Source organism: Nocardioides daejeonensis, from assembly GCF_003194585.1.
GTDB classification, from domain to species: domain Bacteria; phylum Actinomycetota; class Actinomycetes; order Propionibacteriales; family Nocardioidaceae; genus Nocardioides; species Nocardioides daejeonensis.
Genome location: NZ_QHKZ01000002.1, coordinates 412,705 through 426,417, shown reverse-complemented (window position 1 = coordinate 426,417; position 13,713 = coordinate 412,705). Strand labels below are relative to the sequence as shown.

General features: G+C 69.2%; 17 protein-coding genes. 9 read left to right on the top strand and 8 right to left on the bottom strand.

Annotated features, from left to right (window positions below; genetic code table 11):
* Positions 1-67: 67 nt before the first annotated feature.
* Entirely contained in the window at positions 68-1,276 is a 1,209-nt protein-coding gene (gene hppD / locus DNK54_RS06730) for a 4-hydroxyphenylpyruvate dioxygenase (RefSeq protein WP_110206172.1), read from the top strand.
* Between the two features lie 67 nt (positions 1,277-1,343).
* Here hppD and DNK54_RS06725 read toward each other — a convergent pair whose 3' ends face one another.
* Both DNK54_RS06725 and DNK54_RS06720 read right to left on the bottom strand, forming a co-directional pair.
* Positions 1,344-2,594, bottom strand: coding sequence for an MFS transporter (locus DNK54_RS06725; RefSeq protein ID WP_239459965.1), 1,251 nt, complete (start codon positions 2,592-2,594; stop codon positions 1,344-1,346).
* Positions 2,591-3,031: a MarR family winged helix-turn-helix transcriptional regulator gene (locus tag DNK54_RS06720; protein ID WP_110206171.1), complete on the bottom strand. Its 441-nt coding sequence runs from the start codon at positions 3,029-3,031 to the stop codon at positions 2,591-2,593. Before DNK54_RS06720 ends, DNK54_RS06725 begins: the two co-directional genes overlap by 4 nt.
* A 287-nt stretch (positions 3,032-3,318) precedes the next feature.
* Between DNK54_RS06720 and DNK54_RS06715 the strand changes: the two genes are divergently transcribed.
* Entirely contained in the window at positions 3,319-3,897 is a 579-nt protein-coding gene (locus DNK54_RS06715; protein ID WP_110206170.1) for a TMEM165/GDT1 family protein, read from the top strand.
* Between the two features lie 8 nt (positions 3,898-3,905).
* On the opposite strand, the gene DNK54_RS06710 is transcribed toward DNK54_RS06715, so the two are convergent.
* On the bottom strand, positions 3,906-4,220 hold the full coding sequence (locus tag DNK54_RS06710; RefSeq protein ID WP_110206169.1) for a DUF4873 domain-containing protein: 315 nt from the start codon (positions 4,218-4,220) through the stop codon (positions 3,906-3,908).
* Positions 4,217-4,912: a TetR/AcrR family transcriptional regulator gene (locus tag DNK54_RS06705; RefSeq protein WP_110206168.1), complete on the bottom strand. Its 696-nt coding sequence runs from the start codon at positions 4,910-4,912 to the stop codon at positions 4,217-4,219. Before DNK54_RS06705 ends, DNK54_RS06710 begins: the two co-directional genes overlap by 4 nt.
* Before the next feature lie 69 nt (positions 4,913-4,981).
* Between DNK54_RS06705 and DNK54_RS06700 the strand changes: the two genes are divergently transcribed.
* Entirely contained in the window at positions 4,982-5,866 is an 885-nt protein-coding gene (locus tag DNK54_RS06700) for an AurF N-oxygenase family protein (protein ID WP_110206167.1), read from the top strand.
* A gap of 79 nt (positions 5,867-5,945) precedes the next feature.
* Positions 5,946-6,473 carry a DUF1697 domain-containing protein gene (locus tag DNK54_RS06695; RefSeq protein WP_110206166.1) on the top strand — a complete coding sequence of 176 codons (528 nt, stop codon included), beginning with the start codon at positions 5,946-5,948 and terminating at the stop codon, positions 6,471-6,473.
* Between the two features lie 33 nt (positions 6,474-6,506).
* Here DNK54_RS06695 and DNK54_RS06690 read toward each other — a convergent pair whose 3' ends face one another.
* On the bottom strand, positions 6,507-7,712 hold the full coding sequence (locus tag DNK54_RS06690) for an MFS transporter (RefSeq protein WP_110206165.1): 1,206 nt from the start codon (positions 7,710-7,712) through the stop codon (positions 6,507-6,509).
* 85 nt (positions 7,713-7,797) lie between these two features.
* Here DNK54_RS06690 and DNK54_RS06685 point away from each other — a divergent pair, with 85 nt between their 5' ends.
* Positions 7,798-8,574, top strand: coding sequence for an enoyl-CoA hydratase-related protein (locus DNK54_RS06685; RefSeq protein WP_110206164.1), 777 nt, complete (start codon positions 7,798-7,800; stop codon positions 8,572-8,574).
* A gap of 15 nt (positions 8,575-8,589) precedes the next feature.
* Here DNK54_RS06685 and DNK54_RS06680 read toward each other — a convergent pair whose 3' ends face one another.
* Entirely contained in the window at positions 8,590-9,171 is a 582-nt protein-coding gene (locus DNK54_RS06680) for an isochorismatase family protein (protein WP_110206163.1), read from the bottom strand.
* Between the two features lie 37 nt (positions 9,172-9,208).
* The gene (locus DNK54_RS06675; RefSeq protein WP_110206162.1) at positions 9,209-10,489 is read right to left on the bottom strand and encodes a nicotinate phosphoribosyltransferase; all 1,281 of its coding nucleotides are present in this window, start codon (positions 10,487-10,489) and stop codon (positions 9,209-9,211) included.
* 44 nt (positions 10,490-10,533) lie between these two features.
* Between DNK54_RS06675 and clpS the strand changes: the two genes are divergently transcribed.
* Together clpS and DNK54_RS06665 are read left to right on the top strand one after the other, a co-directional pair.
* On the top strand, positions 10,534-10,827 hold the full coding sequence (gene clpS / locus DNK54_RS06670; protein ID WP_110206161.1) for an ATP-dependent Clp protease adapter ClpS: 294 nt from the start codon (positions 10,534-10,536) through the stop codon (positions 10,825-10,827).
* Positions 10,824-11,405 carry a DUF2017 domain-containing protein gene (locus DNK54_RS06665; protein WP_110206160.1) on the top strand — a complete coding sequence of 194 codons (582 nt, stop codon included), beginning with the start codon at positions 10,824-10,826 and terminating at the stop codon, positions 11,403-11,405. Before clpS ends, DNK54_RS06665 begins: the two co-directional genes overlap by 4 nt.
* Positions 11,406-11,474: 69 nt before the next feature.
* On the opposite strand, the gene gdhA is transcribed toward DNK54_RS06665, so the two are convergent.
* On the bottom strand, positions 11,475-12,821 hold the full coding sequence (gene gdhA / locus DNK54_RS06660; protein WP_110206159.1) for an NADP-specific glutamate dehydrogenase: 1,347 nt from the start codon (positions 12,819-12,821) through the stop codon (positions 11,475-11,477).
* 106 nt (positions 12,822-12,927) lie between these two features.
* Between gdhA and DNK54_RS06655 the strand changes: the two genes are divergently transcribed.
* Together DNK54_RS06655 and DNK54_RS06650 are read left to right on the top strand one after the other, a co-directional pair.
* Positions 12,928-13,356 (top strand): M67 family metallopeptidase, encoded by a 429-nt coding sequence (locus tag DNK54_RS06655; protein ID WP_110206158.1) that lies wholly within the window; start codon positions 12,928-12,930, stop codon positions 13,354-13,356.
* Between the two features lie 69 nt (positions 13,357-13,425).
* A complete protein-coding gene (locus DNK54_RS06650) occupies positions 13,426-13,713 on the top strand; it encodes a MoaD/ThiS family protein (protein WP_110206157.1) in 288 nt (95 codons plus the stop codon).

Genomic DNA, 13,713 nt, shown 5'->3' with positions numbered 1-13,713 from the left:
TGGACATATTGTTCACTTGATCACGCGAGTGTTGCACAGGTTGCGCGATGTGGTCAGGCTCACCTCTATGACCGAGACGCACATCGCCCTGACCGCTGACGAACGCCGCGCCGACCTCTCTGCCGCCGAGCTCCGCGAGCTGGTGGGTCTCGTCGACCATGACCCGAGCCGGGATCCGTTCCCGGTCAACGCGCTCGATGCTGTCTGTTTCGTGGTCGGCAACGCCACGCAGAGCGCCTCCTTCTACCAACTCGCCTTCGGCATGGAGCTCGAGGCCTACCGCGGTCCGGAGACCGGCCATCGCGAGTCGAAGAGCTTCGTGCTCCGCTCCGGCTCGGCGCGGTTCGTGCTGACCGGCGGTGTGTCTCCCGACAGCCCGTTGCTCGAGCACCACCGCCGCCATGGCGACGGCGTCGTGGACCTCGCGCTCGACGTGCCCGACGTGGACTCCTGCATCGCGCATGCGCGCAGCCAGGGTGCTGTGGTGCTCGAGGAGCCGCATGACGTGAGCGACGAGCACGGCACGGTGCGCGTCGCCGCCATCGCGACGTACGGCGAGACCCGGCACACGCTGGTCGACCGCAGCCGCTACGCAGGCCCTTACCTGCCGGGCTACGTGGCGCGGCGATCCACGGTGCGGCGCCCCGAGGGCTACCCGAAGCGGCTCTTCCAGGCGATCGACCACTGCGTCGGCAACGTCGAGCTCGGCCGGATGGACGAGTGGGTCGACTTCTACAACCGGGTGCTCGGCTTCACCAACATGGCCGAGTTCGTCGGTGACGACATCGCCACCGAGTACTCGGCGCTGATGAGCAAGGTGGTCGCGAGCGGCAACCACCGAGTGAAGTTCCCGCTCAACGAGCCGGCCATCGCGAAGAAGAAGTCGCAGATCGACGAGTATCTCGAGTTCTACGACGGTGCCGGCTGCCAGCACATCGCCCTGGCCACCGGCGACCTGCTCCGCACGGTCGACCTGCTTCGTGACAACGGCATCGAGTTCCTCGAGACGCCCGACTCGTACTACGACGACCCCGAGCTGCGGGCGCGCATCGGCGAGGTGCGGGTGCCGGTGGAGGAACTGAAGAGGCGCCGCATCCTCGTCGACCGTGACGAGGACGGCTACCTCCTGCAGATCTTCACCAAGCCGATGGGGGATCGCCCGACCGTCTTCTACGAGTTCATCGAGCGGCACGGCTCGTTGGGGTTCGGCAAGGGCAACTTCAAGGCCCTCTTCGAGGCGATCGAGCGGGAGCAGGACGCGCGCGGCAACCTCTGATCGGTGGCTCGCTCTGGTCGGTGGCTCGCTCTGGTCGGTGGTCGAGCCTGTCGAGACCCGGACGAGATCAGTCGATGTCGCCGACCAGCACCGCCTCGGCCTCCTCCTCGCCGTGGGCGGCAGGAGCGACGGGCCGGACTCGTCTGCCGCCGACCACTGCCACCAGCACGCCGACGGCGACCGCGGTGGCTCCGAACCAGAACGGCGCCTGGATGTTCACGTGCTCGGCCAGCTTCAGCGCCACGTAGGGCCCGATCGCCCCGCCGGTGAACCGGACGAAGGAGTACGCCGCGGAGGCGACGGGGCGCTCGACGGGAGCCGCGTGCATGACGGCTTCGGTGACCAGGGTGTTGATGACCCCGAGGAATCCGCCCGCCACGACGATTCCGCCGGCCACAACCACGGTGTGGTCATGGAAGACGCCCATGGCCGCCAGGTCGAGCGAGAAGAGGGCCAGCATCGTGGTCATCACCGGCCAGGTGCCGAAGCGGCGCTGTAGGGCCGGCGCCAGTGCCACCGAGGTGATCGCGAGCAGCACGCCCCAACCGAAGAAGGTCCAGCCGATCGCCATGATGTCGAACGTCGGCAGGGCGAACGGGCCGGCCGCCATCAGCGTGAAGAAGCCCAGGTTGTAGCAGATGGCGATGATGGCGACGAGCAGAAGCGCGGGGTGCCTGAGGGCGCGGATCGGGTCTGCGAGTGAGGTGCGGCGGCCCTGCGGCGGGGTGGCCGGCAGCGCGAAGACGGTGGCCACCAGGGCAATGCTCATCAGCACGGAGACGCCGAAGAAGGGCGCCCGCCAGGAGTGCTCACCCAGGACGCCGCCGACCAGGGGGCCGGTGGCGATGCCGAGGCCGAGGGCGGCCTCGAAGAGGATGATCGCCTGGGCGAGCGACCCGCGCGAGGCGCTGACGATGGTCGAGAGCGCCGTGGCGACGAAGAGCGCGTTGCCCAGACCCCAGCCGGCGCGGAAGCCGATGACCGCGCCGACGCTGTCGGACATGCCCGCAAGGGCCGCGGAGACGATGATCACCGCGAGGCCGAGCAGCAGGGTTCGCTTGGGGCCGATCCGGCTGGAGACGACGCCGGTGACGAGCATGGCGACGCCCATGACGGCCATGTAGCTGGTGAAGAGCAGCGAGACCTGGCTGGGCGTGGCCTCCAGCTTCGCGGCGATCTCCTTGAGGATCGGGTCGACGAGACCGATCCCCATGAAGGTCACGACGCAGGCGAAGGCAACGGCCCAGACGGCACGTGGCTGGCGGAGCAGCCCGGCGGGTGCTGCTGGATCGGCATCGGTGGTAGCGGCGTGGGTCACGCGCGGTCGTCCTCTCGTACAGGGGTGGTCAGGATGGTGCGCAGCACGTTGGCGGCGGCCCGCAGGTCGGTCGGGGTCAGCCCGGTGCCGGCCTCGATGCGTGCGACCAGCACGTCGGCGTACTGCCGGCGCAGGTCGCCGAGGCGGTCACGTCCCTCCGGGGTGAGAGCCACCAGGCTCGCCCGGGCGTCGCTCGGGTCCGGCGCCTTGGTGACGTCGCCACCGCTGAGCAGTGTCGCGACGGTGCCGGTCATCGTCGGCTGGGAGCAGTTGTCGATGGCGGCCAGGGTGCTGACGCGCAGGGGTCCGTGTTCGTCGAGGGCGGAGAGCACGCGCATCTGGGCGACCGGGGCGGAGCTGCCCTGACGTGCTGCCCGGACGATGCGTGCGCAGTGCAGCAGCAACTCGATGCTGGCTTCGCGGAGCTCGTCGTTCACGCCGCTAGATTACATAGGGTGCCTATGTAATGCCAGAAGGTGTGGGCCGGAGCACGTGACGAGACGGGATTCGGAATCCCGGTCGGCGTCGCGTAGGGTTCTCTGCGAAAGGGAGTAGTCCCCAATCGCCGTGTCGACATGCTGACCCCCGGGTCCGGTGCGGCGGGCCACCTTCGGGTGGCGGACGAGACTTTCGACCAGATGAGCACCCCGAAACCAGGTGCCCGGTCGAAGCCTCGTCGCATCTCGCGCGAACACGGCAGCGGTCGGGCGTGAGGAGAAGCAGCATGTATGCGTTCCTGTTGAGCACGGCCGTGATCTTCGTGGCCGAGCTCGGTGACAAGAGCCAGCTGATGGCGATGACGTTCGCCGCTCGCTACCGCGCTCGCGACGTGATCATCGGCATCGCGGCCGCGACCGCGATCGTCCACCTCGCGTCAGTGGGGATCGGCTACTGGGTCGGCGACGCGTTCGCCGACCACCAGGGCGCCATTGCGCTCTGCGCGGGCATCGCGTTCCTGGGCTTCGCGCTCTGGACGCTGCGCGGTGACGAGCTCACCGACGAGGAGGCCGCGAAGGCACGCAACAGCACCGGCATGGCGATCCTGGCCGTAGGTGTGGCCTTCTTCCTTGCCGAGCTGGGCGACAAGACGATGCTGGCGACGATCACTCTGGCCACCCGCGAGGGGTGGTTCGGCACCTGGCTCGGGAGCACGCTGGGCATGGTCGCCGCCGACGCGCTCGCGATCGCGGTCGGCGCCGTCCTTGGACGGCGGCTTCCGGAGAACGTCATCAAGTACGGCGCCGCCGCCGCCTTCGCTGTCTTCGGTCTGCTGCTGGTCGCCGAGGGTGCCGGCTGGCTCTGAGCCCCGTGTCAGAAGGGCGGGCGGCCGGTGCCGGTGATCCGGAACCGGCCCCAGGGGTCGACGTCGGAGAGCTTGGCGTCGGCGCTCCCGTGGGGGGTGGTGAGGCGCGCGGCGGCGCCCGAGCGTACGTCGGCCAGGGCGTCGGTCGCGACGATCCTGCCGTACCAGTGGAACCGGCCGTCGATCGGCTGGAACGCTCCCCGCAGGGTCACGTCCACCGAGACCTCGCGGTCCGCGAGCGTCAGGGTGGCCGGGCCGGCGTACTCCTCCTCGGGTGCGGTCTGGTCGACCTCGTCGACGGTGTCGACCGGGGGAGTGCTCATGACGGGTCCTTCCGTAGCGGGGTGACGGTGCCGGCCGGTGCCGGTGGGGTGGCGAGATCCTCGAGGGCGATGCCCTGCTCGGCGGCCATGCCGGCGAAGCCGTGCCAGATGAAGGAGGCGAGGTAGCCGCTGACGGCGGCTCGCGACATGGTCTGCCTGTCGAGCCACCACTCGCCGGCGCCGAGGCCGAAGCCGACCAGGCCGTGCGCCCAGGGCTCCGCGCCGCCCGCGTCGAGGCCCAGGGTGCGCATCGCATCACCGATCACCCGCGCGAAGGAGGCGCTGATCCGGTCCGCTCCTGGGGGGAGCAGTGCGTCACCGCCGCGGCGGTGACTCAGGACGAGTCGGAAGACCTGGGGATGCTCGGCGAGCAGGTCCAGGTAGGAGGCGACGGCATGCGCGATGCGGTCGCGGATCGGCTCGCCGGCAGCGAGCGCGGGGGCGATCCCGGCGAGCACCTGGTCGGCGGCCCAGAGGACCACCTGGTTGTGCAGCTCCTGCTTGTCGTCGAAGTAGCGATAGAGCACCGGCTTGCTGACGCCGGCCGCCTCCGCGACCTGGGCGATCCCCGCGTCGGGGCCGAACTCCTCGATCGCCGTGACGGCAGCATGCACGAACTCGGCACGGCGCTCTTCGCGGTGATCGTCCCAGCGGCTGCTCCGGCCGTCGGGGTCCTTGACCGTCGGTGTCATGGCAGTCACACTAGCCGATAGGTGTTACCGACGGTAACAGTTACTTCGATTCCGCCAGGAGTGGTCCCCATGACGATCAGCGACCCGCTCTCCGACCGACTGCTCAAGTCGGCCGCCCGCCAGAGCTACGACCCCGAGGTTGACATCGACTGGGATGCCGAGGTGGTGCCCGGGCTGCACTACATGGTGCCGGAGCGGCTCTCGCTCTGGGGGACGCCGATGTTCGAGCGACTCACCCCCGAGCAGCAGATCGAGCTCTCCAAGCACGAGATCGGCTCGATCGCGAGCGTCGGGCTCTGGTTCGAGATCATCCTCATGCAGCTGTTGCTGCGCGACGTGTACCACAACGATCCGCGTGCCGACCGCACCCACTTCGAGCTGACCGAGATCGCCGACGAGTGTCGGCACTCGCTCATGTTCGGCAAGGCGCTGAGCCGGCTCGGCGTGCCGGCGTACGGACCGCGGTCGTGGATCCACCGCCTGGCGCCGATCTATCCCACGATCAGCCGGGGCGCGGCGGCCTATGCCTCGATCCTGATCGGTGAGGAGCCCGTCGACCGGCTCCAGCGCGAGATCATGCACGACGACCGGGTGCAGCCCATCGTCCGGCAGATCTCCCGGATCCATGTGGTCGAGGAGGCGCGGCACGTGAGCTTCGCCCGTGACGAGCTGCAGAAGGCGATCCAGGGGATGTCCCGGCTGGAGCGCACCTACGCGCAGACCATCACCGCCCAGGGCGCCTACATCATGATGCGTTCGCTGGTGCACCCCGACGCCTACAAGTCCGTCGGTCTCGACCCACGGGAGGCGCGCAAGGCGGCCTTGGCCAACCCGAACTACCGCGCCACCATCGCCTGGATGGGCGAGAAGGTGATGCCCTTCCTGGAGGAGTGCGACATGATCGGCGGTTCGCGCAACCGCCGCGCCTGGCGGGCCTCCTTCCTGCTGCCCTAGGGGATCGTCCCTAACAGATTCGTGGTCATCGGCCGTTTTGACCACGAATCTGTTAGGGACGATCGGGCAGGGTGGGCGCATGGCCACCCACCTAGCCTTCCTGCGAGCGATCAACCTCGGTGCGAAGCGGAAGTTCCCCAAGGAGGAGATCAAAGGAAGCGTCGAGGCGGCGGGCTTCACCGATGTGGCGACGTACATCAACACCGGCAACGTGCGGTTCGAGACCCGGATGCGTTCGCGAGACAGGATCGAGCAGGCGCTCGAACGCTCCTTCCTGGCCAACCGTGGATTCGAGGTGCCGACGATCGTCTTCAGCAGGGCGGAGTTCGCAGCCGTCGGGGCCGACGCACAGGAGCTGCACGACGACGGACTCGCCCGCCACTACGTCTGGCTCCTGCGTGACGAGCCGAGCTCCGCGGTCCGGGCACAGATCGAAGAGCTCAGCGACGAGCGCAACAAGCTGATCGTGCGCAACCGGGCGGTGCACCTGCTCATGAGTGACCTCGTGCAGGGCGTGGTGGACCCGCTGCGTGCCGAGCGGCTTCTCGGCGTGACCACCAACCGCAACTACAACGTGGTCTCGACGCTGGCTCGGGAGTGGTGCTGATCGTGGGATGCGCCGCCTTCGCGTGACCGGACCTCAGGCGCGCTCCAACTGTCGCACCGGTCGGGCAGCCAGGGTGAGCAACGCCAGTGCGACGTAGCAGCATCCGGCGGTGACCATCACCGTCCGCAGCCCGAAGGCGGCTCCCAGCGGACCGAAGAGCAACTGGCCCACGGGGATCGCGACGAAGGAGCCGAGCATGTCGTAGGAGTAGGCGCGCGAGAGCTTCTCCTCCTCGATGTTCTCCTGCATCGCCAGGTTCCAGCCGAGGCCGAACACCTCGATCCCCATGCCCGCCACGACGGCGGCAACGATGGTGGCGGCCAGGCCGAGGTCCGCGCCCAGCACCAGGATCGGCACGCCGAAGGTGGCGCAGCCCAGCATGCCCCAGAGCAGGGGGCGCCGCAGTCGTACCCGCAGCATCACCACCGTGGTCACCAGCAGCCCGATCGCCTCTGCCGAGAGCACGAGCCCCCAGCCGCGTTCGCCGATCGTCTCCTTCGCGAGCACCGGACCGAGGGTGAACCAGGCGCCGCTGTGGATCGCGTTGAGGATGCTGAAGGCCGAGACCACGATCCACAGCCAAGCGTGCCCGACGAAGAGTCCCCATCCCTCCCGCAGCTCCCGGAGCACCGAGTCGCCGTGCTTCCCGGTGCGTGGCGGGATCCGCACCCCGAGCAGGAGTACGGCGGAGACCAGCCAGGTCGCCGCATCCACCGCCAGCGCCCATCCCGGGCCGAGGGTCACCACGATGGCCGCCGCCGTCGACGGGCCGAGCACCGTGAGTCCGCCCCGGATCATCGAGAGCAGCACGTTCGCGGCCTGCAGGTGCTCCCGCGGCACCAGTTGCGGCACCACGCCGGCCATCGCCGGCTGGCTGACGGAGGAGACCGTGCCGTTGGCCGCCCCCAGGACCACCAGGTGCCAGAGCTCCGCCTGGCCACTGATCACCAGGACCGCAGAGGCGAGCTGGCTCAGGCCGGCCATCAGGTTGCACAGGCGCAGCAGCCGGGCCCGGTCGAAGCGGTCTGCCACAACACCGCCGAGCAGCAGGAAGACGACCATCGGGATGCTGTGGGCAGCGAGCACGGTGCCCAGCGCGGCAGGGGAGTCGCTGATGTGAAGCACTGCGAAGGCGAGCGCGACCGATGCCATCGTGGTGCCCAGCGTGTTGACCACACGCGCGCTGAAGTACCAGCGGAAGTTGCGCTCCCGCAGCGGCGCGAACGATCCGCGGTCCACCGTTCCTCCTTCAGGGTCCCGACGGAGTTTTCAGGGGGTGTGTGCCGGTGTCAACGCGGTAGGCGTGTCCGACTAGCCTGCGATCATGACTGTTGCGGGCCTGGTGGTCACCGAGAACGACGGCGTGCTCACCCTGCGGTTCGACCGCCCCGAGGTGTTCAACGCCCTGACCGGGGAGATGGTGACCGCGGCTGCCGAGCAGCTGGAACGGGCGGCATCGCGCGACGACGTCCGCGTCGTGGTGCTCACCGGCACCGGTCCAGCCTTCAGCACCGGCGCCGACATCGGTGGAGCCGATGCCCACGAGCGCTTCGACGTGCGTGCCCTGGATGCCGCCAACCGCCTGGTCCGGGCGATCACCAGCTGCGACAAGCCGGTGGTTGCCGGGGTCAACGGGGTGGCAGCAGGGGTGGGACTGAGTGCAGCCCTCGCCTGCGATCTCAACGTTGCCACCGCCTCGGCCTCCTTCTTGCTCGCCTTCGCCCGCGTCGGCCTGATGCCGGACGGCGGCGCGGCAGCCACCGTCGCCGCCTCCATCGGTCGAGCTCGCACGATGCGGATGGCCCTGCTGGCGGAGCCGCTGCCGGCGAGCGATGCCTACGCGGCCGGGCTGATCTCGCACTGCGTCGCCGACGAGGAGTACGCCGACACGCTTGCCGGCGTGGTGCGGAGGCTCCGGCAGGGAGCGCCGCTCGGCATCGCCGCCACCAAGCGGTCGGTCAACGCCGCATCGTTGCCCCAGCTGGAGGAGGCGCTGGAGTACGAGCGCACCACCCAGACGATGCTGCTGCGGACCGCGGACGTCGCCGAGGGAATGGCCGCCTTCTCGGAGAAGCGGCGTCCACGCTTCACTGGAGCCTGAACGGCGGGGCCGCGGTCAGGCAGTGACCCCGGCCGCCTGCATCTCGGCCAGCGCGGCAGCGGTGGTCTCCGGCGCCACGCCCGCGCACAGGTCGACCAGCAGGCGTACTCCGAAGCCGGCCGCCCGGGCGTCGAGCGCGGTCGCGCGGACGCAGTGGTCGGTGGCGATGCCGCAGACGTCGACGTCGGTGACACCGCGGCTGCGGAGCCAGTCGGCGAGCCCGGCACCGTCGGAGGCAGCACCCTCGAAGCCCGAGTACGCCGCGGCGTACTGGCCCTTGAGGAAGACCGCCTCGAAGGGAGCCGGATCGAGGTTCGGGTGGAAGGCCTCGCCCTCGGTGCCGACGCGACAGTGGATCGGCCAGGAGGTGCGATAGTCGGGCTCGGTGCCGTGAGCCGCCCAGTGCTCGCCGGGGTCGATGTGGTGGTCCTTGGTCGCCACGATGTGTGCCCAGGTGGGGGCGCCCTCGTCGCCGCTCCGCCACGCACGGATGAGGGTGGCGACACCGTGCGCGACGGCCGCACCTCCGCTGACGGCGAGCGAGCCGCCTTCGCAGAAGTCGTTCTGGACATCCACCACGATCAGTGCCCGGGTCATGGTCTCAGCCTAGTGCGCCACCCGGTGCTGGACAGGCTCACTCGAAGAGTGTGGGCAGCGCGGCCTCGCCCTTGCTCATCATCCGCACCACCCGGGGGAGTTCTGCGCGCACGTGCTCGTGCCGCTCCCGGGCTGCGGAGAGTGGTTCTGCCCCGACCACCTCGCCCCCGCGGACCAGCGGCGTCAGCAGTGGGCGATCCTCAGGCCGAAGCTGGGGCGTGCCGGTGATGACCTCGGCAGCGGCGCGCCCGTCCGGGCCGAGGCGGCGGGCCGCCCACTTCCGTCCGCCTAGGGACGCCTTGGAGGGGGAGCGCTTGGCGACCGGCTCCACGGTGCCGGCGGAGTTCTCCCGCGCGACGAGCTTGTAGACGAATCCACAGGTCGGGTGCCCGCTGCCCACCACCAGCTGGGTGCCGACCCCGTAGCCGTCGACGGGCGCAGCGGCGAGGGCCGCGATGGCGTGCTCGTCGAGGTCGCTGGTGACGATGATCCGGGTCTCGGTGGCGCCGAGCTCGTCGAGCTGGCGGCGCACGTCGTGGGCGAGGACGCCGAGGTCGCCGGAGTCGAGGCGCACCGCCCCCAGCCCCGGGCCGGCGAGCTCCACGGCGGTGCGTACGGCGGCGGTGACGTCGTAGGTGTCGACCAGCAGAGTGGTGTCGGTGCCGAGCGAGGCGAGCTGGGCGCGGAACGCCGCCTCCTCCGTGTCGTGCAGGAGGGTGAAGCTGTGCGCGGAGGTCCCGCTGGTGGGGATGTCGTGCCGCTGCGCGGCGGCGAGGTTGGAGGTCGAGGCGAAGCCGGCCAGCCAGGCGGCGCGGGCACAGGCGACCGCGGCCTCCTCATGGGTACGCCGTGACCCCATCTCGATGCAGGGTCGGCCCGCCGCAGCCAGGGTCATCCGAGAGGCGGCGGAGGCGATGGCCGAGTCGTGGTTGTAGATCGACAGCAGCAGCGTCTCCAGGACGACGGCCTCGGCGAAGGTCGCCTCGACGACCAGGAGTGGGGAGTGGGCGAAGTAGATCTCGCCCTCCGGGTAGCCCCAGATATCCCCCTCGAAGCGCCACTGCGCCAGGTGGTCGAGGGTCGCCTCGTCCACGACGGAGCGCTCCCGCAGCAGCGTGAGCACCTCGTCGTCGAAGCGGAAGGCCTTGAGCGCCTCCAGCGCGCGCCCGACTCCGGCGACCACCCCGTAGCGCCGGCCCTCCGGGAGCCGCCGGCCGAAGAGCTCGAAGACCGAGCGCCGGTGCGCGGTGCCGGAGCGAAGCGCTGCCTGGAGCATGGTGAGCTCGTAGTGGTCGGTCAGCAAGGCGGTCGAGGGCATGGCCGATGCGACAGTCACGCGGCCTACTGTGCCACGATGACCGCGTGAGTCCGATCCACGCCGAGCCCGATGTCACGGAGCTCCCCGACGCGATCACGTTTCTCGCCAAGCCCTGGGTGACCATCGTGTGGAACGACCCGGTCAACCTGATGTCCTACGTGACCTACGTCTTCCGCACCTACTTCGGCTACGACAAGGCGAAGGCGGAGAAGCTGATGCTGGAGGTGCATCACGACGGCAGGTCTGTCGTCTCCACCGGCAGCCGCGAGGAGATGGAGCGCGACGTGCAGGCGATGCACGAGTACGGGCTGTGGGCGACCATGGAGCAGTCCACGTGACGGGCTTCGAGCGGCACCGGCGCAGCGGCCGGACCATCGCCAACTTCACCGGCTTCGAGGCCGACCTGCTGCGCTCGCTGGCCAGCCAGCTCGTGGAGCTGCTCCGCGACGAGGCCGCGGCGCCGGTCAGCTCGGACCCGCTCGAGGCGCTGTTCGACTTCACCGGTCCCACGACCGTGCCGGAGGATCCGGTGCTGGCCCGGCTCTTCCCCTCGGCGTACGTCGACGACGAGGAGGCGGCGGGGGAGTTCCGCCGTTACACCGAGAGCACGCTGCGCAGCAGCAAGGCTACGGCGGCGATCGCCATCATCGACGATCTCGAGGAGGCGGGACTGCCGGCCGAGCTCACCGACGAAGGGCTGTATCTCGACGTCGAGCTCGATCTGCCGCGGGCCCAGCTCTGGATGCGTTCGTTCACCGACATCAGGCTGGCGCTGGCGACCCGCCTCGGCATCGAGGAGGGCGATGAAGCACGTTGGGCGGCGTTGCCCGACGACGATCCGGTCGGCCAGGCTCACGACATCTACGAGTGGGTCGGCTACCTGCAGGAGACCCTGGTCGACGCGCTCGGCGACTGATCGCCGAAGACGAGAAAGCGCCCCGGAGCCGACAGCTCCGGGGCGCTTTCGCGGTCGTGACCCGATCGATCAGATGACGCCCAGTGCCAGCATCGCGTCGGCGACCTGGACGAAGCTGGAGATGTTGGCGCCAGCAACGTAGTTGCCCGGGAGGCCGTACGTGTCGGCCGCCTCCGCACAGCGGTTGTGCAGGTCGATCATGATCTGGTCGAGGCGCTGCTCGGTGTGGTCGAAGTGCCAGAAGTCGCGGGAGGCGTTCTGCTGCATCTCGAGCGCACTGGTGGCCACGCCGCCGGCGTTGGCGGCCTTGCCCGGAGCGAAGAGCACGTCGTTCTCGGCGAGGATCGCCACGGCGTCGGGGGTGCACGGCATGTTGGCACCCTCGGCAACCGCGAGGACGCCATTGGCCACGAGGGTCTTGGCGTCCGCAGCGTGCAGCTCGTTCTGGGTTGCACACGGCAGCGCGATCTCACACGGGACCGACCAGACCGAGCCCTCGGCGTAGTGGGTGGCCTTGGGGCGGCGCTCCGCGTAGTCGGTCAGACGGCCGCGCTCGATCTCCTTGATCTGCTTGAGCAGGTCAAGGTCCAGGCCGTCCTCGTCGACGACGTAGCCACCGGAGTCGGAGCAGGCCACGACCTGCGCGCCCAGGGCTGTCGCCTTCTGGGCGGCGTAGATAGCCACGTTGCCCGAGCCGGAGACGACCACGCGGCGGCCCGAGAGCGTGAGGTTCTTCGTCGCGAGCATCTCGCGGGTGAAGAAGACCGTGCCGTAGCCGGTCGCCTCGGTGCGCACCTGGGAGCCGCCGTACGCGAGGCCCTTGCCGGTGAGGACACCGGACTCGTAGCGGTTGGTGATCCGCTTGTACTGACCGAAGAGGTAGCCGATCTCCCGGCCGCCGACGCCAATGTCGCCGGCCGGAACGTCGGTGTATTCACCGATGTGACGGTAGAGCTCGGTCATGAAGGACTGGCAGAAACGCATGATCTCTGCGTCGCTTCGACCCTTGGGGTCGAAGTCAGAGCCACCCTTGCCGCCGCCGATGGGGAGGCCGGTGAGGGCGTTCTTGAAGATCTGCTCGAAGCCGAGGAACTTCACGATGCCGAGGTTGACGGTGGGGTGGAAACGCAGACCACCCTTGTAGGGGCCGAGCGCGGAGTTGAACTCCACGCGGAAGCCGCGGTTGATGTTGACGACGCCGTTGTCGTCTGTCCACGGAACACGGAACATGAGCTGGCGCTCGGGCTCGCAGAGACGCTCGATGACGCCGTTGCCGGCGTACTCCGGGCGAGCCTCGACCACCGGGTTCAACGATTCAAGGACCTCACGGACCGCCTGGTGGAACTCGGCTTCGCCAGGGTTCCGGTCCAGGACGGTGCCGAACACGCGGTCCAGGGTGGGGTGGAGTTCAGACATGGGCGCAGCCTAGACGACTTCCACCTTCCGGGCCGATTCGTCTCACCATCCACACGGTGGACGGTGGCGGTCCGGCCCGCGGACCGGCTCAACTACGCTGAGGCCCGTGTTGACCATCGATCAGGCCACCTACGACGCGATCGTCGCCCATGCCAAGCGGGACCATCCCGACGAGGCCTGCGGCATCGTCGCCGGTCCGGAGGGCAGCGACCGACCGGAGCGTGTCGTCGAGATGGTCAACGCCGCCGGCAGTCCCACGTTCTACGAGTTCGACTCCACGGAGCTCCTGGAGCTCTACAAGGAGATGTGGGATCGCGACGAGGAACCGGTGGTGATCTATCACTCGCACACCGCGACCGAGGCATACCCGAGCCGTACCGACATCGGGCTGGCCAGCGAGCCCGGTGCCCACTATGTGCTCGTCTCCACCCGTGAGCACGGGAATAACGACGGACCCGTGGAGTTCAGGTCCTACAGGATCGTGGACGGCGAGGTGACCGAGGAAGAGGTCGCCGTGGTCCCCGAACTCGGCTGAGCATCCCGAGCACACCGAACCACCGATACACGCCCGGAGACGGGCATACCGACACCAGAGGAGCACCCCATGGCCATCGAGGTCCGGATCCCCACCATCCTTCGCACCTACACCGACGGCGAGAAGGCCGTCACTGCCCAGGGGGAGACCCTGTCCGCGCTGATCGACGACCTCGAGGCCAACCACGCCGGCATCAAGGACCGACTCATCGACAACGGTGACCTGCGCCGCTTCGTCAACGTCTACATCAACGACGAGGACGTGCGCTTCATCGGCGGCCTCGAGGCGAAGCTCGCCGACGGCGACCAGGTCGTCGTGCTGCCCGCCGTCGCGGGCGGAGCGGGCGAGACGGCCTGA